At 46.2% G+C, this 18313-nt stretch carries 22 protein-coding genes, 1 pseudogene and 1 other annotated feature; of the genes and pseudogenes, 3 read left to right on the forward strand and 20 right to left on the reverse strand.

The window, feature by feature from the left end:
* The 4 genes from safA to nadB form a co-directional block, all read right to left on the reverse strand.
* Nucleotides 1-350 (reverse strand): SafA/ExsA family spore coat assembly protein (safA, locus tag GCA01S_RS20755; RefSeq protein WP_042406449.1); only part of this gene is annotated, 350 nt, incomplete at its 3' end.
* A 156-nt stretch (nucleotides 351-506) separates the two neighbouring features.
* Nucleotides 507-1610 carry a quinolinate synthase NadA gene (nadA, locus tag GCA01S_RS00765; RefSeq protein WP_042406454.1) on the reverse strand — a complete coding sequence of 368 codons (1104 nt, stop codon included), beginning with the start codon at nucleotides 1608-1610 and terminating at the stop codon, nucleotides 507-509.
* Nucleotides 1611-1630: 20 nt separating this feature from the next.
* The gene (gene nadC / locus GCA01S_RS00770; protein WP_042406457.1) at nucleotides 1631-2461 is read right to left on the reverse strand and encodes a carboxylating nicotinate-nucleotide diphosphorylase; all 831 of its coding nucleotides are present in this window, start codon (nucleotides 2459-2461) and stop codon (nucleotides 1631-1633) included.
* Nucleotides 2462-2498: 37 nt separating this feature from the next.
* Nucleotides 2499-4046: an L-aspartate oxidase gene (gene nadB, locus GCA01S_RS00775; protein ID WP_033313772.1), complete on the reverse strand. Its 1548-nt coding sequence runs from the start codon at nucleotides 4044-4046 to the stop codon at nucleotides 2499-2501.
* Between the two features lie 108 nt (nucleotides 4047-4154).
* Here nadB and GCA01S_RS00780 point away from each other — a divergent pair, with 108 nt between their 5' ends.
* From GCA01S_RS00780 to GCA01S_RS00790, 3 genes and pseudogenes are all read left to right on the forward strand, one after another.
* Nucleotides 4155-5294, forward strand: a complete 1140-nt coding sequence (locus GCA01S_RS00780; RefSeq protein ID WP_042406461.1) for an IscS subfamily cysteine desulfurase — start codon at nucleotides 4155-4157, stop codon at nucleotides 5292-5294.
* A gap of 1 nt (nucleotide 5295) precedes the next feature.
* The gene (locus GCA01S_RS00785) at nucleotides 5296-5835 is read left to right on the forward strand and encodes a transcription repressor NadR (protein WP_042406463.1); all 540 of its coding nucleotides are present in this window, start codon (nucleotides 5296-5298) and stop codon (nucleotides 5833-5835) included.
* Between the two features lie 47 nt (nucleotides 5836-5882).
* Nucleotides 5883-6337 (forward strand): annotated as a pseudogene (locus GCA01S_RS00790) (NUDIX hydrolase).
* A 49-nt stretch (nucleotides 6338-6386) separates the two neighbouring features.
* Here GCA01S_RS00790 and pheA read toward each other — a convergent pair.
* The 16 genes from pheA to GCA01S_RS00870 form a co-directional block, all read right to left on the reverse strand.
* The gene (pheA, locus tag GCA01S_RS00795; protein ID WP_042406466.1) at nucleotides 6387-7235 is read right to left on the reverse strand and encodes a prephenate dehydratase; all 849 of its coding nucleotides are present in this window, start codon (nucleotides 7233-7235) and stop codon (nucleotides 6387-6389) included.
* Nucleotides 7236-7254: 19 nt separating this feature from the next.
* A complete protein-coding gene (locus GCA01S_RS00800) occupies nucleotides 7255-7698 on the reverse strand; it encodes an ACT domain-containing protein (protein WP_042406468.1) in 444 nt (147 codons plus the stop codon).
* Between the two features lie 24 nt (nucleotides 7699-7722).
* Nucleotides 7723-9009 (reverse strand): GTPase ObgE, encoded by a 1287-nt coding sequence (gene obgE / locus GCA01S_RS00805; protein ID WP_042406470.1) that lies wholly within the window; start codon nucleotides 9007-9009, stop codon nucleotides 7723-7725.
* A gap of 207 nt (nucleotides 9010-9216) precedes the next feature.
* Nucleotides 9217-9759, reverse strand: coding sequence for a sporulation initiation phosphotransferase B (locus GCA01S_RS00810; RefSeq protein WP_042406472.1), 543 nt, complete (start codon nucleotides 9757-9759; stop codon nucleotides 9217-9219).
* A gap of 152 nt (nucleotides 9760-9911) precedes the next feature.
* On the reverse strand, nucleotides 9912-10202 hold the full coding sequence (rpmA, locus tag GCA01S_RS00815; protein ID WP_017435526.1) for a 50S ribosomal protein L27: 291 nt from the start codon (nucleotides 10200-10202) through the stop codon (nucleotides 9912-9914).
* A 15-nt stretch (nucleotides 10203-10217) separates the two neighbouring features.
* Nucleotides 10218-10550, reverse strand: a complete 333-nt coding sequence (locus GCA01S_RS00820; protein ID WP_042406475.1) for a ribosomal-processing cysteine protease Prp — start codon at nucleotides 10548-10550, stop codon at nucleotides 10218-10220.
* 11 nt (nucleotides 10551-10561) lie between these two features.
* Complete coding sequence (gene rplU, locus GCA01S_RS00825) at nucleotides 10562-10870, reverse strand: 50S ribosomal protein L21 (protein ID WP_042406479.1); 309 nt, start codon at nucleotides 10868-10870, stop codon at nucleotides 10562-10564.
* A gap of 18 nt (nucleotides 10871-10888) precedes the next feature.
* Nucleotides 10889-10968: a sequence feature (ribosomal protein L21 leader region), on the reverse strand.
* 115 nt (nucleotides 10969-11083) lie between these two features.
* Complete coding sequence (locus tag GCA01S_RS00830) at nucleotides 11084-11947, reverse strand: M50 family metallopeptidase (protein WP_042406481.1); 864 nt, start codon at nucleotides 11945-11947, stop codon at nucleotides 11084-11086.
* Nucleotides 11940-12707: a M23 family metallopeptidase gene (locus GCA01S_RS00835; RefSeq protein ID WP_042406482.1), complete on the reverse strand. Its 768-nt coding sequence runs from the start codon at nucleotides 12705-12707 to the stop codon at nucleotides 11940-11942. The genes GCA01S_RS00830 and GCA01S_RS00835 overlap by 8 nt, the downstream gene beginning before the upstream one ends.
* 113 nt (nucleotides 12708-12820) lie before the next feature.
* Nucleotides 12821-13624 carry a septum site-determining protein MinD gene (gene minD, locus GCA01S_RS00840; protein WP_017435521.1) on the reverse strand — a complete coding sequence of 268 codons (804 nt, stop codon included), beginning with the start codon at nucleotides 13622-13624 and terminating at the stop codon, nucleotides 12821-12823.
* A gap of 2 nt (nucleotides 13625-13626) precedes the next feature.
* Entirely contained in the window at nucleotides 13627-14346 is a 720-nt protein-coding gene (minC, locus tag GCA01S_RS00845; protein WP_017435520.1) for a septum site-determining protein MinC, read from the reverse strand.
* A gap of 8 nt (nucleotides 14347-14354) precedes the next feature.
* On the reverse strand, nucleotides 14355-14873 hold the full coding sequence (gene mreD, locus GCA01S_RS00850; protein WP_017435519.1) for a rod shape-determining protein MreD: 519 nt from the start codon (nucleotides 14871-14873) through the stop codon (nucleotides 14355-14357).
* The gene (mreC, locus tag GCA01S_RS00855; RefSeq protein ID WP_017435518.1) at nucleotides 14870-15733 is read right to left on the reverse strand and encodes a rod shape-determining protein MreC; all 864 of its coding nucleotides are present in this window, start codon (nucleotides 15731-15733) and stop codon (nucleotides 14870-14872) included. The genes mreD and mreC overlap by 4 nt, the downstream gene beginning before the upstream one ends.
* Before the next feature lie 21 nt (nucleotides 15734-15754).
* Complete coding sequence (locus GCA01S_RS00860; protein WP_017435517.1) at nucleotides 15755-16777, reverse strand: rod shape-determining protein; 1023 nt, start codon at nucleotides 16775-16777, stop codon at nucleotides 15755-15757.
* A 164-nt stretch (nucleotides 16778-16941) separates the two neighbouring features.
* Nucleotides 16942-17622, reverse strand: coding sequence for a RadC family protein (gene radC, locus GCA01S_RS00865; protein WP_042406483.1), 681 nt, complete (start codon nucleotides 17620-17622; stop codon nucleotides 16942-16944).
* A 46-nt stretch (nucleotides 17623-17668) separates the two neighbouring features.
* A complete protein-coding gene (locus tag GCA01S_RS00870) occupies nucleotides 17669-18229 on the reverse strand; it encodes a Maf family protein (protein WP_017435515.1) in 561 nt (186 codons plus the stop codon).
* Nucleotides 18230-18313 lie beyond the last annotated feature (84 nt).

Raw genomic sequence — 18313 nt, forward strand, 5'->3', positions numbered from 1 at the left:
ACGTTTGGCGCTTCTTTCACCCCTGCCTTGGGAGCTTTGTTTACCTTTTCTTTTTTTATAGGCTCCGAAAACTCCGCCTCAATATTCACCGATACAAACGGCTTTGCATTGGCATACGGATGCTCTATATTTTCTTCTTTTTTTGGAGCAAGATTAATTTTTGCCTCTTTTTTCGGCGCTTCTTTCTTTACCGGAACCCCTGCCGTCGGCACTTTAATTTTCATTCCCGGCATAATCATATCCGGATTGCTTAAATGTCCGTTTATTTTTTTTAATTGTTCAAAATCCACCCCGTATTTTTGAGCGATTTTCCAAAGGGTATCGCCCTTTTGAACAATATGGATTTTCACTCCGTTCCCCTCCTAAACCGAAACTGTTCGCATTGTATTTCAGCCCCTGCTTGTTGTCGCCATCATCCTTCAACACAATCTATGATCCATCCCCTTGTTTTATGATAAAAAAATCATCCTGCCGGCATCCCAATGCTGCTTGGCAGGATGAGTGTTCTAGGCCAGCGCCAGCATGCGGTCAAGCGCCTGCTTTGCATCTTTGGCAATCGCTTCGGGAACAGTAATTTGATTGACGACGATTCCTTTTTCAAGCGCTTCAAGCGCCCATAATAAATGCGGCAAGTCGATGCGGTTCATCGTGAGACATGGGCACATATACGGATTTAGCGAAATGATTTCTTTATCTGGATGTTCGTGCATTAGGCGGTTCACCAAATTCATTTCCGTGCCGATCGCCCATTTGCTGCCGGAAGGGGCATTGCGGATCGTTTCAATGATATATTTCGTCGAACCGGCATCATCAGCCTTTTGCACAACGTCCCAGCTGCACTCCGGGTGCACAATGATACGCATATCCGGCTTTGTTTTGCGAATATGCTCAATATGGCGGACAGTAAAGTTTTCATGGACGGAACAATGTCCTTTCCAAAGAATCACTTTTGCTTTCTTTATATCGCCGTTGTACTCCAAATGATCGGCATGCGGATCCCATACCGCCATCTCGTCTAACGAAATTCCAAGCTCATAGGCTGTATTTCTGCCTAAATGCTGATCCGGCAAAAAGAAAATTCGCTCTTTTTGTGTAAACGCCCATTCGACCATCTTTTTCGCGTTCGAGGAAGTAACGACCGCCCCGCCATAGCGTCCAACGAACGCTTTAATCGCCGCCGTCGAATTCACATACGTCAACGGCAAAATCTCGTCGCTAAACAGCTTCTGTAAAATTGGCCACGCCCGTTCCACCTGTGAAATTTCCGCCATATCGGCCATCGAGCACCCAGCCCGCATATCTGGCAAAATGACTTTTTGATGGTCACCCGTTAAAATGTCTGCTGTTTCCGCCATAAAATGTACTCCACAAAACACAATGTACTCTGCTTCACCGTTTTGCGCCGCCACTTGCGCAAGCCCAAGCGAGTCACCTGTTGCATCAGCAAATTGTATTACTTCGTCTTTTTGATAATGGTGTCCTGGGATAAACAATCTTTTTCCAAATCGTTCTTTGATGGCGCGCACGCGCGCTTCCATCTCTTCCATGCTCATTGTTTTATAGCTTTCCGGCATATCATCAAGCCGTTTCATTTGTTCTAAAATGCTCATGCGTTCTTCCCCCGTTTCCGTTATTGTAAATTGAAGCTGATATCTAGAGCGGCAGCTGAATGCGTCAGCATGCCGAGCGAAATATAATCAACCCCTGTTGCCCCGTATTCCGCAAGATTTTCAAGCGTAATTCCGCCCGATGCTTCCGTTACGATCGACTTTGGTACGAGTGAAACAAAATCGCGCACTTCGTCCGGAGTGCGATTGTCAAACATAATCACATCTGCTCCCGCTTGAACTGCTTCTAATACTTGCTCTTTCGTCTCTGTTTCCACTTCAACTTTGACCATATGCCCCAGCTTCTTGCGCACCGCCTGCACCGCTTTTGTAATCGAACCGCAAAATGCAATGTGGTTATCTTTAATCATGACACCGTCATATAAACCAAAACGATGATTATAGCCTCCTCCACATACAACGGCGTACTTTTCCAGCATCCGCAGTCCTGGCGTCGTTTTGCGTGTATCGCAGATGCGTGTATGGCTGCTGTTTAAAATCGTAACCGCCTGATGTGTTAAAGTGGCGATGCCGCTCATGCGCTGGAGGAGGTTTAAAATCACGCGCTCGCCGGTCAGCAGCGGTGCAACCGGTCCGGACGCAATGGCAATCGCTTCCCCTTTTTTTACTTGTTCGCCATCACGTTTATAAAGCGTTACATTGATATGTGAATGCAAAAGATGGTAGCCTGTCGTAATAATATCCGTACCTGCCAACACTCCATCTTCTTTGGCAGTAAATGTTCCTGTTGCCCATTCATTGTCTAGAAAAATCGTTTCACTCGTAATATCGCGTTCACCAATATCTTCAATGAAAAATTGCTGCAACAGCTGTTGTAATTTGAGTTGGTTCATCGTCTTTCCCCCCGTTCTTCCGGTATAGATACTTTTGCTACGCTATTACATTTAGCTCGCTCTTTGTCCGCCAAATCCGCCGCTGCTTCCATTGCTTCCGCTCAAATGGATAGTCGGAACGGTAATGCCCTCCCCGGCTTTCCGTACGCTGCAGAGCAGACGTCGTGATTAGCCAGCCCGTTAGCAACATATGCATAATTGCAATTTCATTAATGGAAAAATGATCAAGAGAGCTGTTCGCAAAATATGACAATGGAAATTGTTCGAACCATTTTTTTGCATATTGCAATCCTTGTTCATCACGAACGATGCCGACATATGTTGACATGATCGTTTGAATGGTTGATATTTCTGGCAAGTCGTTCACGACCTTTTTGTTGCTGTGTATATCATTTGTTTTTTTACGCAATTGTACCGGCGACGCTGTTTCTCTTCGGATAGCCTCTGCAGCACGCGCTCCGAACACAATCCCCTCTAACAGAGAATTGCTAGCTAACCGATTTGCTCCGTGAACACCCGTACAAGCTACCTCTCCGACGGCATATAACCCTTGAATCGATGTCTGCCCGTGATCATTCACATGGACGCCGCCCATTAAGAAATGGGCGCCTGGAACGATTGGAATCTTTCCTTTATCAATGTCTACCTCGTATGCTTGGCATAGTTTCGCAATCGTCGGGAACTGTTCACGAAAACGGGCAATCATCGAAACATCTAAATAAACGCGGTGACCATGCTGGATTTCAGCATGAATCGCGCGTGCGACAATGTCGCGCGGCGCTAAATCCCGTAATGGATGAACAGACTCCATCACCTTGCGCCCGTCTTCCGTCACTAACACTGCTCCTTCGCCGCGCACCGCTTCCGAAATTAAGCCGACCGCTTTCCCATTAGCCAATAACATTGTTGGATGAAACTGAATAAACTCCATATCCGCTATTTTCGCGCCCGCGCGGTACGCCAACGCAATTCCATCCCCCGTCGCCGCCTGGGAATTAGAAGAAAAAGCATAGATGCCTGCACAGCCGCCCGCAGCAAGCACGACAGTGTTCGCGTAATGGAACGCGATTTGCCCTGAACGGTTTTTCGTTTTTATCCCGACACACCGCCCATGTTCAACAAGCAGTTCCATTACATATTCGTCCTCAACCATTCGCACCCGTCCCGCCAGCTTTTCCAACAAAAACGCAACAATCGTCCTCCCTGTTTGATCACCTCCCGCATGCAAAATGCGCCGCTTGCCATGCCCCCCTTCGCGCCCAAAGTGGAGGCTTCCATCTTTCTTGGTATCAAACCGCAGTCCCTCTTCCATCCATTCAGAAATTCGCTTTGGTCCTTCGCGGACAAGCAGTTCCACCATTTTTTCATCGTTATGGTAGCAGCCGGCCGCAATCGTATCATGAAAATGACATTGCCAATGATCTTCTATGGAAATGGCCGCAGCCACCCCGCCTTGCGCCAGCCACGAGTTGCTCTCCTCCTTTCTCCTCTTTGTGAAAATCGTCACATTTTTATGCTCATGCAAATAATAGGCGGTAGTTAAGGCGGCGATACCGCTGCCGACAATAATGACCTCATTTTCCATCACGAAAAGCGCCTCCTGATTTTATATGTCTTGACACATATATTGACACATATTTAAACTAATGACAAGAGTTTTGTTTACCATTTTGAAAATAAAGGACGGATGGCAATGATTTATTTAGACTATGCGGCGACGACGCCGATGAGCGAAAAAGCGCTGCAAACTTATGTAGAAGCTGCATCCGCTTATTTTGGAAACGCAAGCAGCCTGCATGATATTGGCAGCGCAGCCGAACGGCTTTTAACGCTATGCAGAAGGGAACTAGCCTACATCATTAATGGGGAGGAACGGGGAGTTTACTTTACAAGCGGGGGTACGGAAGCAAACATTCTGGCTGTCCGCTCGCTTGTTAACGCACACCGTCACCGCGGCAACCATCTCATCACAACGGAAATCGAACATGCTTCCCTTTACCATCTTTTTAAGCAGCTAGAAATGGAAGGATTTTCGATCACTTATTTGCCGGTGGACCGTTTTGGCCAAATTCGCCTTCACGATTTACAGCGGGCGATTACGCCAAAAACGATTCTCGCTTCGATTCAACATGCCAATTCGGAAATCGGAACCATACAGCCAATTGCCGAAATTGGACAGCTGCTGCGGCGTCATGGGGTAATCTTTCATAGCGATTGTGTCCAAACTTTTGGTAAAATACGAATAGATGTAAAAAAGATGTGTATCGACAGCCTTTCCATTTCTGCTCATAAAATTTATGGGCCAAAAGGGGTCGGGGCAGTATATATTGACCCGCGCATCAATTGGCAGCCATGTTTTCCTAACGCCACCCATGAATATGGATTTCGTCCAGGGACAGTCAATGTGCCTGGAATCGCTTCTTTTATTACAGCGGCACAGCACATTTGTGAAAATATAGAGGCCGAACAAACGCGTTTCGAGCAGCTGCGCCGCCACTTTTTGGCAATGATTCGCGAAAAGCAATTGCCAATTACGGTAGAGGGCCATCCTCACATGCGGTTGCCACACATTATCGGTCTTTCCGTTCACGGAATCGAAGGGCAATATGTCATGCTTGAATGCAATCGCGATAACATCGCCATTTCAACTGGAAGTGCGTGTCAAATTGGAAAACAAGCTCCATCGCGGACGATGCTGGCAGCTGGAAAATCAGCAGAGGAAGCAAAACAGTTTATACGTGTTTCATTTGGGAAATGGACGACGGAAAAAGACATTGACCAACTCGTATCTTCCCTTGAGAGAATCAGTCAGCAAAGAAAGGAGTTTGAATGAGTTGAAAGAAGAGAAAAAAATTCTTGGAGAACAGCGGCGCCAGCTCATTTTGCAATGGCTGAAAGAAAGCAAAAGGCCGATCACCGGCGCCGAACTCGCGGCAAAAACGAACGTCAGCCGCCAGGTGATCGTGCAGGATATTTCGCTCTTAAAAGCGCGCAATGAACCGATTATCGCCACAAGCCAAGGCTATTTATACTTGCCGCCAAACATTCCGGCGCAAACATATACGCGCACGATTGCCTGCTACCATACGCCCGAACAGACAAAAAAGGAATTGTATATTCTCGTCGACCATGGCGTCACCGTCAAAGATGTGAAAATTGAACATCCCGTATACGGAGACTTGACGGCCTCGATCATGGTCAGCAACCGCCTGGAGGTCGATCAATTCATTCAAAAAATTGAAGAAACAAAGTCGTCGTATTTGTTGCAGCTGACAGACGGCACCCATCTTCATACGATTGAAGCAGACTCCGTCGCCAAGCTTGATGCCGCTTGTCACGCTCTCAAAAAAGCAGGGCTGCTCATTGAATCGTAGAGATTCAATCCTTACAATTTTTCGAGGCAACAGAAAGGGAGAACGGTATGGGCTACATTGAAGAACTGCGCGCTCTTCATCGCCCCGTTATTTTAGTTGGCGCACTGGCAATCATTAAAAATGAAAAAATGAAGTATTGCTGCAAAAGCGCAGACAACCGTATGGATATTGGGGACTTCCTGGCGGATTGATGGAGCTTGGAGAATCGGCTGAAGAAACAGCAAGACGGGAAGTATGGGAAGAAACGGGGCTCACCATCGGAAATTGCCGTCTCCTTGATGTCCTTTCCGGACCGGGCACGTACGTGAAAGTACCTAATGGAGACGAATTTTACACCGTTACGATCGTGTATGAAACAAATGAATTTTCTGGGGAAATCCACGCAAATCCTGAGGGATCATTGGATGTGAGGTTCTTTCCAATTAACCAGCTTCCAGAACAAATGATCCAAAGACATTACCATATTCTGAAAAAACATATAAAACCATCCCTGCGTTTTTAACTAGGGATGGTTCTTGTTTGGCCATCGTAATCTATCATTAGATCTATCATCAAATAATATAATACGGATAACTTCCTAGCACTTGCACCGTACATTCAAGCGCCTCTAGTTCCGCAATGGCCCCAGGGATGAGCACATCATCCATTTTTTGATCAATGTCAATGATAAAAAAATAGTTGCCAAGCCCGGTTTTTGCCGGGCGCGACTCAATTTTCGTCAAGTTTAATTTGCGCCAGGCAAACGCGGACAGCACTTGGTGAAGCGCGCCGGGCTGATCTTTCGGAAGCATGACAACAAGTGTTGTTTTATCGCCCGCATAAAGCGGCGAATCGATATCCAGCGGCTTATTTTGTTTGCGGACGACAATAAAGCGCGTATGGTTATAATCGTAGTCATGAATGTTTTCGTGCACGATCGTCAGCCCGTACTCTTGTGCCGCCAGCCGGTTGGCGATCGCTGCAATCGGAAGATGCGGGTGTTCACTGACAAACTTGGCCGCCGCGCTTGTCGATGTCATATACACCTGTTTGGCGTTTTTCAAAGCCGTATGCAAAAATTTATGGCATTGGGCGATCGCATGGGAGTGTGAATAAACTTCTTTTACCTCCCTCCAATGATGGGCGTGGTACGGATGCACCATTAAATGCTGCTGAATCGGGGCGATAATTTCCCCGACGATCGGCAGCAATTGTTCATGAATCAAATAGTCCAACGTTAAATTCACGGATCCTTCTAACGCATTTTCCAGCGGCACGACGCCGGCATCGATCTCTTCCTTGCTGACGGCATCGATGCATTCCGGAATCGTATCGTATGGAATTTTTTCGCTATCCGGAAATATCGTCGTTACCGCTAAGTCCGTAAATGTCGCTTTTGGTCCTAAATAGCCTATTTTCATGCCTTGCCTCTCCCTTGCGTTAATACACTCCTGAACCGACAATCTCTACCTTTTCGACAAACTCCAGACGCCGCAATTTCGAAAGCAGCTCATTGATATCTTCTTTCATTTCATTGGTGCTAATGGATAACGTAACATTGGCACGGCCTTGAAGCGGAATCGTCTGATGAATCGTCAGCACGTTGCAGCCGGCGGCGGCAACAACGCCGAGCAGTTGGGAAAGTGTGCCGGAACGGTCTTCTAAATGGAAAAATAATGTAACAATGTTTTCTTTAATTACGGCCTGGAACGGAAATACCGCATCGCGGTATTTATAAAATACGCTCCTGCTGATATCGACAAGCTGCGCCGCCTCGGCCACCGAATCGACTTTTTTGCGCTCTAGCAATTCTTTGGCCAGCAGCACCTTTTTCATCGCTTCCGGCAATACGTCCTCGCGAACTAAATAAAATTTTTTATCCAAGAATCCTCCCCTGCCCCCTTCATATTAATCGACAAATTCAAATTCATAATCGAGCAGCCTTACCGTGTCGCCATCTTTCGCGCCTCGTTCGCGCAGCGCGTCATCCACTCCCATCGCCCGCAGCTGCCGCGCAAAGCGGCGGACGGATTCTTCCCTTGAAAAGTCGGTCATTTTAAATAGTTTTTCTACTTTTTCTCCAGATAAAATAAACGCGCCATCGCTGCCTCTTGTAATTGTAAATGGCGGCTCCTCTTTTTCATATTTGTAGACGACGCGCTGCACCGCTGGCTCTTCCGCTTCGTGAAGCGGGAATTCCGGCGTTGTTTCCAAAAGGTCGGCGATGGCAAATAGCAGTTCGCGCACCCCTTGTCTAGTCACCGCAGAAATTGGAAAAATCGGCACGTTATCCCCGATTTTTTCTTTAAACTTTTGCAAGTTTTCTTCGGCATTCGGCATGTCCATTTTATTGGCGGCAATAATTTGCGGGCGTTCCGTCAGGCGCAAATTGTATTGTTTTAACTCCTCATTGATCACTAAATAATCTTCATACGGATCCCGCCCTTCCGTCGCCGCCATATCAATGACATGGACGATGACGCGCGTCCGTTCGATATGGCGCAAAAACTGATGGCCTAACCCGACGCCTTGATGGGCTCCTTCAATCAGCCCAGGAAGATCGGCCATAACAAAGCTTCTGCCGTCATCCGTTTCGACCACGCCTAAATTAGGAACAAGCGTAGTAAAATGATATTCGGCAATTTTTGGCTTCGCCGCGGAAACGACAGAGAGAAGCGTCGATTTTCCGACACTTGGAAAGCCGACTAAACCGACATCGGCAAGTAGCTTCAATTCAAGAATGACGTTGCGTTCTTCTCCCGGCTCCCCATTTTCGGCAATTTCCGGCGCTGGGTTTGCCGGCGTGGCAAAACGTGTATTTCCTCGTCCGCCGCGTCCGCCTTTTGCGACGACAAACCGTTGACCGTTTTCTGTTAAATCGGCTAGCACTTGATTCGTATCGGCATCGATGACAACCGTCCCAGGCGGCACTTTAACGATCAAATCTTCACCGTTTTTTCCGTGCTGATTTTTCGACATGCCGTTTTCTCCCCGCGCCGCCTTAAAATGGCGCTGATAGCGGAAATCCATCAGCGTCCTTAATCCTTCGTCGACGACGAAAACAACATCTCCGCCTTTTCCGCCATCACCGCCGGCAGGACCGCCTTTTGGCACATATTTTTCGCGGCGGAAGGCAACCATTCCGTTGCCGCCGTCACCGCCTTTTACGTAAATTTTCACTTGGTCGACAAACATCTTCGTTCCTCCGATCTGTTGTTGAAATGCTATCACTGTTTATTATTGTATACAAAAGCAAAGGAAAGGCTGTCAATAGTATGTTGCTTCATGAAAAAAGCAGCAAAGGCGAAACGAAAAGGGACATTGATATAACAAAAAGTGCCAGGCAACGGCCGGGCTGCTGCACGCGAAAAATAAACGGCTTTCCCCACTCCGCTTCCGCACTCAGCTAAATACAATTTTGATCAGTACGGTCATTTCGTTCGTATGTACGTCAAAAGTGTCAAGATAAATGGATGGCGGCAACTGGCAGTTATGAAGCCAGCGCTTAACCTCATTTTCATCTTGTATTGTCCCGCTGTAATCAAAAAATATGTTTGTCCCTTGCGGCATCACTTCAATGGAAATGCTCATATGATTTTCCTGACGTCCATCCGCCTGCTTCTCCATAAACGCTAAAAAGCTGCTGCTCCATTGCGTCAAATCTTCATCATAAAGCGATAAGTCACGTTCCTCGCCAAGCACTTCATACTCCAAGGAAATAAGCCGCGGCTGCCAGTTATAAGTCATAAGGAGCTCGGCAAATTGCACCGCCTTTAAATTGGTCAGCTTTGTTTCGTGCTGCATCTCACAAATAATGTCATTGATAATTTCGTAAACCCGCTCTATTTTATTTAGCGCCAGATTTCCTTTAATAAGCTGAATTTTATTTAGCCAGTCGTGGCGGGAATGGCGCAGTACATCGACAATTCTCCATTGCTTCTCCATCCATAGCGCTCCTATTCCTAATTTACACGACTTTATCTATCATTCATTTATCTTTACTATAGCATTTTTTTACAAAAAACGTGAATGGTTTTTCATCATTTTTGGAAAAACAAAAAACTCTAACCATATGGTTAGAGTTTCTTCACATTTGCTTATGCTTCTTTGCTGACAGGATAGACGCTTACTTTTTTGCGGTCGCGGCCAAGACGTTCAAAACGAACGATACCGTCGATTTTTGCGTACAGCGTATCGTCACCGCCGCGTCCAACGTTCAATCCTGGATGAACTTTCGTGCCGCGTTGACGGTAAAGAATCGAACCGCCAGTAACGAATTGGCCGTCAGCGCGTTTTGCCCCAAGGCGTTTCGCAATGGAGTCACGGCCGTTTTTCGTCGAACCTACCCCTTTTTTCGAAGCAAAAAATTGGAGATCTAGTCTTAGCATCCTTGTCACCTCCTGCTATCGCTGAATAATGCGAATATATTCTCCGTAATCACGCTCTATCGTCTGCAGGGAAACGAGCATCGCTTCAAGAAGAAGCTGAACTTTCTCAGCCGTCGCTGCATCTTCAATTTCCGGAAGCTCACAGCGAAGATAGCCGCCGGTTTCCCCTAGTGCAACATGCGGCCGAATCTTTGTCAGCGCTTCGATCGCGTTGACGGTGCCGAACGATACGGCCGATGCGCCGGCACAGACAATATCTTGCCCATGTTTGGCAAAATGCGCATGCCCTTTCATCGTAAACGCGCAAATTTTGCCTTCCTTCGTGCGTTCAATTTCTACTTTAATCATTGGCAGTGCCTTTATGCGTTAATTTTTTCGATGACTACTTTCGTATAAGGTTGACGGTGACCTTGTTTGCGGCGATAGTTCTTTTTCGCCTTATATTTGAACACGATAATTTTCTTTTGACGGCCATGTTTTTGTACTTTCGCTGTTACCGTTGCCCCTTCGACTGTAGGGTTGCCGATTTTTACCGTTTCGCCGCCGACCAGTAACACTTTATCAAAGGTTATCGTTTCACCTTCTTGGGCATCAATTTTTTCGATGTAAATTTCTTGCCCTTCTTCTACTTTAATTTGTTTACCGCCAGTTTCAATAATTGCGTACATATCAAACTGCACCTCCTTATATAGACTCAGACTCGCCAGCGACAAGGCGGTTCTTGACAGAACGCTTTGCAACCCGCGCTGAGCGGTTGTAGTACGGGTGCTGTAAAATATATTAGCCGCACCATTTTTGTCCGCCTCCATGTCGGCGGCACAAAAATTCTACAACGTAAAGTATAGTATCATACTAAAATGAAAAATGTCAATATCGTTTTCTTACGCATAAATGAGCTGGCTTAGCGAGGCATCGGTTTGTTTTTCGGCAAAAAAGGCATGCAAAAGCTCGTTTTCATCCAGCGTCACCCGTTCACGATTCGCTCTCGTGACAATGACGGAATGTTTTTGTCCACGGTAAAATTTTTGCAAGACATTGGAAATCCGCTCCTCTTCTGAAGCAGCAATCGTCCGCAATTTTGTATAATCGCTCCGTTTCCCGTAATAGCGCTCGAGCAAAAAACGCATGACGATATATCGATGATGCTTCCATTCCTGTTGCAACGATATCATTAAAAACGCGGCAACGATCCATAAATCAAGCTGTTTCGGCTCGATCAGCAAAATGCCGATGACGAAAAAAACAAGCGCCGCAGCGGAAAACAAGACCGTCTTTTGATGTGCTTCACTAAACGGAAAATAATAAGTGAAAAGAAGAAACGCCAGCCTGCCGCCATCCAGCGGCCAAATAGGCAATAAATTAATAAGAAGAATGGCGGTGTTGTAATGGGTAAACATCTCTAATCCTTCGCTTGTGATAAAGCCGATCTTCCATAAAAAAAACGCAACAGCCATCATCCAAAGATGCTGTACCGGACCGGCGAGCGTTACAATCAGATCTTCACGGAACGGTCGGTTCCCGTATTCCTCGACTTCTGCCATACCACCAAACGGCAAAAGCAAAATTTGCCTGATCCTCCAAGAAAAAAAAGCGGCGGCAACAGCGTGTCCCAGCTCATGGATAAACACGATCATAAATAATAGAAATAATTGCCAGAAGTAGGCGGTGATGACAGCAATGCCACAAAACATCCATAATAGCGGATGCACGTGAATTTTTGTCAATAACGCGATATACTTATTCAAAGGAAATCACCTGAATCGGATCAATGAAATGGTCTCCTTGTTTTATCGCAAAATAAAACACCCCTTTTGTTTGATCGTCAGCGCTCGCCATTGCTGTCCCAACTTGTTTGCCCGTTTCAACAAAATCATACAATTTGACAGAAATCGCGCCTAAATTGCCATACCACGATTCACTTCCATCCGCGTGTTGAATGATCACCGTTTTCCCCAGCTTCTCTTTCGTGCCGGCAAATGTCACGATCCCTTCATTCATCGCTTCGACTTTCGCATTGCTTGTCGTTTCAATCATCACTCCTTGGCCGTTTTTCTGAAAGCTTTCCAATACGCGGCCTGAAGCAGGAACAGCGTACTGCTTTCCTGTTGTTTTTGTTTCGCTTTCCGGTTTTTGCGAAATAAAGGCGAGTGGCTCGCCAAACTGTTTTTCATACCATTTGGAAACAGCCGCAAATTGAAATTCTTGCTTCATCGTGCTTTTGACAAACTGACGGGCAGGCTCTAACGAATCAGCTGGATTTTTAAATAAAATGGCTGTCACTAAAACAAGGCAAGCAGAAAGAAGCATTTTAAAAATGAACACCTCTTTGTGAAAAAGAGGATGCGGTTCTTCTAATGAATAGCGGTCGTACGTCACGACTGGCTGGCCGTACCGCTCTTCGTCGGTCAAGTCCCATACTGCCTGCCGGGGTGCCTCGTAGTGATGCGGCCGTGCTTTTCTCCGCTTTTCAATGCGCTTGCGAATTTCGCGGACACGTCGATTCATTATTCTCACCATCCTTCCAATATTGTTTGTACTAGTTTATTAGACAACCTTGTTAGATATGATTTCGATAAAAAAATCCCTGCTTATTCATTTGCAGGGATTCATTGCAACGATTAATGCACGCCAAATAGTTTTTTAATTTTCGAGAACAATCCTTTTCGGTCCTCTTCTAACGGCAGCAGTGGAACGGATTCGCCGAGAATTCTTCTGGCGATGTTTCGGTAGGCAATCGATGCTTTGCTGTTTGGATCTAAAACGATCGGTTCCCCTTTATTAGAAGCTTTGATGACGTTTTCATCATCGGCAATAATTCCTAATAAATCAATCGACAAGTGCATAACAATTTCGTCCACATCGAGCATATCGCCGTTTTTGACCATATGGCCGCGAATGCGGTTAATGATGAGGCGAGGCGGCTTCATATGTTCTTCGTTTTCTAGCAGGCCGATGATTCGGTCGGCATCGCGCACTGCAGATACCTCCGGAGTCGTTACGACAATCGCTTCATCCGCTCCTGCCACTGCGTTGCGGTAGCCTTGTTCAATACCTGCCGGGCAGTCAATTAGCACATAATCGTAATCTTGTTTTAATTCGTCTACCAACTGTTTCATCTGCTCTGGGGTAACGGCGGACTTGTCGCTCGTCTGCGCAGCCGGCAATAAATAAAGATGATTGTCAAACCGCTTATCTTTTACTAGCGCTTTTTGCACGGTGCAACGCCCTTCGACAACGTCTACCAAGTCATAAATAATGCGGTTCTCGAGCCCCATGACGACGTCAAGATTGCGCAGCCCGATATCCGTATCAACAAGGCAAACCCGCTTCCCAAGTATAGCAAGCGCCGTGCCAACGTTGGCAGTTGTCGTCGTTTTTCCGACGCCGCCTTTTCCGGATGTAATGACGATAGCTTCTCCCACTGTCACATTCTCCTTTCTAACCGCGTCAAATTCGGCCGCAAATGCATAAGCAGCTGCAAGCGATCAACAACAATTTGGTTATGTTCATCGATATAGGCGCACTCCATTTCGTTCCCTTCATCCGTTTTATAATCGGGAGCCCGATTCATTACATCACTAATTCGCAGCTGTGTTGGCTTCATCACTGATGCAGCAATAACCGCTTCTTTATTCCCATAATACCCAGCATGGGCGATGCCGCGCAATGCTCCAAGTATAAAAATATTTCCGCCGGCAATCACCGTTCCCCCCGGATTGACATCGCCGATCAATAAAAGGTCTCCCTGCACATGCAGCACTTGACCGGAACGAACAATTTTAGAAACAGATACAATCTCTGTTTTTCGCTTCCACTCGAGCGCCTCTTCCTTTGTCAAGACATTGCTTTCGATAGAGGAGACGACAAAATTTTTTGTACGGCGGATTAACGTGCGCAATTCTTCCTCCTGCTCCGGTGTCAAATAACGGTTTCCGACTTTGAGATGAACGGAAACGAGCGGACTGTCCGGTTCTATTTTTTCGCTAACCGTTAACTTTTCTTCCAGCTCTCTCAACAAATCGTCATAGGAGCAATTGTCATCGAGATGCAACGTTAGCCCATCTTTCGTTCCTTTAATCGTTACGTATTGTTTTTTTTTCGTCACAACGTTCACCTCAACGAATAATTCTACAAAAATACTCATTTTCCTTTTTAATGTTCCTGTTCGAGGCGTTTGATTTTTACGAGCCGCTGCTTTAACGGGTAAGAAAAGACAAGCAAAAATGCGCTGTTAAGCAGCAGCGTCGGCCATAACCGGTGTGAACAAAACGTTTGCCAAGGCATATCGGTCCGCCCGATGAGCAGTTGGATGCCGTACACATAAAATTCCAGAACGGTGATAAAAAAGAGCGCAAGCAAGCAGGCGATGAACCAATGTTGGTAAAGTACCTTCATCGCCTTGGCAGCGAGATAAGCGATTAATGTAAACGCAAACGCATAAACGCCAAGCAATTCGGTATAGACGCAATCATACAAAAGACCAAAAATAAACCCGTAAATCATTGCGCGCATTTTTCCAATATAGACCGCCGTAAACACAAGAAAAACAAGAAAAAAGCGCGGCACAAAAAAATAATCGATATATAAATCATTCTTTGGCCATAAATCGACAAAAATGCTTTCGACAACAAAACATAAAATCGCAAGGAAAGGAAGCATCCATTTTTTCACTCTGCTTCCTCCTTTTCTTGCAGCGTTTCATCAATTTTTCTTTTGACAATAATGACGTCATCAATGTCATATAAATTGGCAAACGGCTTTACGTAAACGACTTTCGTAAGGCCATATTGATCCGGCTCTACTTTCGTCACTTCCCCGATAGGGAGTCCTTTTGGGAAAATGCCGCCTAGACCGGATGTTAGCACTTTTTGCTTTTTCTTCACTTTTGCATCAAATGGAATTTCTTTTAGCAATAACTCTCTCCGCTTTTCATCGTATCCTTCGATGAGGCCGAAGACGTTTTCTTTCCCCTGTACGTACGCAGAAATGCGGCTATTTTGATCGAGCGCGCTCAATAATTGAACAGTGGAAGTAAATTGAGAAGCATGCTGCACTTTTCCGACTAATCCTTCCGGAGTAATGACAGCCATATCCTTTTTGACACCGTGCTGCTCTCCTTTGTTCACGATGATCGTTTCCCGCCAACGTTCCGGATTTCTGCCGATCACAGTGGCTTGAATTGGGATAAAATCGCGCAGGCTCTCTGTTTTATGCAACAAGGCGCGCAGGTTTTCATTTTCTTTTTTTAATGTTTGCACTTGCGCTTCTAGCGTGACATATTCCTCGAGTCTTTCTTTCAGCAGCTTGTTTTCTTTATATGTATTTTTAATGTCGTTGATATTCTCAAAGAAGCCCGCAACGAGCTGTGCGGGCTTATGGAAAATCAATTGTACAAAACCGGTTGTATCTTTCAAAAACTGCTCCGGCCATGTAAGTTGGCGATCTTTTAAAGAAAAACCAATCAATGCCACGAGGACAATCATGCTAACAAGCAATAAAATGAGCCGTTTATTTAAAAAGAACTGTGGCATGATGTTGACACCCTCTTACTGTCAGCGATGGTCTCTCGCTTTATTTTTGAATAAATCGATATGATCAAGCGCCTTTCCTGTTCCGATTGCGACACAATCGAGCGGATTTTCGGCGACAATGACCGGCATATCGGTTTCTTTGCTGATCACTTTGTCGAGATTGCGCAGCAATGCGCCGCCGCCCGTTAGGACAATGCCGCGGTCCATAATATCCGCCGCCAACTCCGGCGGTGTTTTTTCCAACGTATTTTTGACGGAATCAACAATCGCATAAACGGTATCGCGCAGCGCTTCGGCAACTTCTTCGGCGCTGATTTCAATCGTTTTCGGAAGCCCTGTCAATAAGTCACGGCCGCGGATTTCCATTTTGCCGATTCCTTCCGGATGTCCTGCCGAGCCTATTTCAACTTTAATCGCCTCCGCCGTCCGCTCGCCAATCATTAAATTGTATGTTTTGCGAATGTATTGAATAATAGCTTCATCCATTTCATCGCCGGCGATGCGGATCGATTGGCTCGTGACGATGCCGCCAAGCGAAATGACGGCTACTTCCGTCGTACCACCGCCGATGTCAACAACCATGCTGCCAGTCGGCTCCCATACAGGAAGATTCGCGCCGATCGCTGCAGCAAACGGCTCTTCGATGGTATAGGCATCACGCGCTCCTGCCTGACGCGTCGCGTCGATGACGGCGCGCTCCTCCACCGCGGTGATCCCGTATGGCACACATACCATTACGTACGGTTTTCCAGCAAAAAATCCTTTATTTTTCGTCGCCTGTTTAATGTAATATTTCATCATGGTAGCTGTCGTTTCATAGTCGGCGATCACTCCATCTTTCATCGGTCGCAGTGCAACGACATTGCCAGGCGTACGGCCAATCATGTTTTTCGCTTCATTGCCGACCGCGACAATCTGCTTCGTATCCTTTTGTATGGCGACAACCGATGGTTCTCTTACCACAATCCCTTTTCCTTTTACGTATACAAGCGTATTTGCTGTTCCTAAATCAATGCCGAGATCCTTTGTCCCAAATCCAAACATATTTGATATCTCCCTTTCTGAAACGAAATGCTTTTTATAAATCATTCACTAAATTTGTCGATTTTGCTCATCAGTGTGTTTCCCTGTTCCGTACAACACCGCCCACAGCTTTCATAAAAACTCATAATTGATATTATAACTGATTCGACAAAAAATGAGAACCGCTATACATACCCTTTTTCTTTCAAACTGACGAATTTTTGATCGCCAATAATTAGATGATCTAGGAGTTCAATACCAATGATCCGGCCGCATTCGGCAAGCCGCTTCGTTACATCAATATCTTCTCGACTTGGGGTTGGGTCGCCGGAGGGATGGTTATGCACGCAAATAATGGAGGCAGCCGAGCGCTTGATTGCTTCTTTAAACACTTCGCGCGGATGAACAATAGAGGCGTTTAAACTGCCGATAAATACCGTTTTGCGGTGAATCACTTGATTTTTTGTGTTTAAATAAATGGCGACAAAATGTTCCTGCGACAAAAAACGCATGTCTTCCATCACATATTTTGCCCCATCTTCGGGAGAACGGATCACATAGCGGTCATGGTATCCAAGACGGTGAATGCGCCGTCCAAGCTCTATCGCCGCCAAAATTTGGATCGCTTTGGTCGTCCCGATTCCTTTAATGCTTGTTATTTCTTCGACCGTCGCATCTTTCAACAGCCGAAGTCCCTCAAAGCGCTGAAGCAGGCGGTGGGCAAGCTGCAATACGGATTCTTCTTTCGTTCCCGTCCTCAGCAAAATCGCAAGCAGCTCATGGTCCGCCAAACTTTCCGGTCCAGAGGAAAGAAGACGTTCACGCGGACGAACATCCTTTGGCACATCGCGAATCATCCATGTCATTTGAATTGCCTGTCCCCCCCTTTTATCTTTTCCGGATCAAAGCCAATTACCAGCCAAGCTGCTTTAGTTCACGCACGGTTCGCGACAGCGGCAGCCCGACAACGGTAAAATAATCGCCTTCAATTCGTTTCACAAACAATGCAGCCCGTCCTTGAATGCCGTATGCTCCTGCTTTATCCATCGGTTCCCCCGACTCAACGTAAGCAGCAATTTCTTCCTCGGTTAAATCCCAAAAAAACACTTTTGTTTTTTCCACAAACAATGCTTGTCCGCTCGGAGAAAGAATCGCTACACCTGTCAATACTTCATGCTCCTGCCCCGACAACATACGCAGCATTTGCGCTGCTTCTTCCTTCGTTTTCGGCTTTCCTAGTATGTTGTTTTGATAGACGACAATCGTATCTGCCCCGATGACGTACGCATCAGGATGTTGGGCAGCAATCGCTTTCGCCTTTCGGTAGGCAAGCGACTGCACCGTTTGCTCTGGTGCTTCCCCTTCATGAACGTGTTCTTCAATGCGGCTGGCGAGGATTTGAAATGGGAGGTTCGCTAATTCAAGAAGCTGTTTCCGGCGCGGGGAACTGGACGCTAAAATTAACTGTTTCACGATCATCACCCTTTGCACTCGCTTCAGATTGGAAGATACAACTGTATCGTACCAAATTTTGCGGGCGGACACAATTTTTCAAAG

The organism is Parageobacillus caldoxylosilyticus NBRC 107762, from assembly GCF_000632715.1.
In the GTDB taxonomy this organism is placed as follows: domain Bacteria; phylum Bacillota; class Bacilli; order Bacillales; family Anoxybacillaceae; genus Saccharococcus; species Saccharococcus caldoxylosilyticus.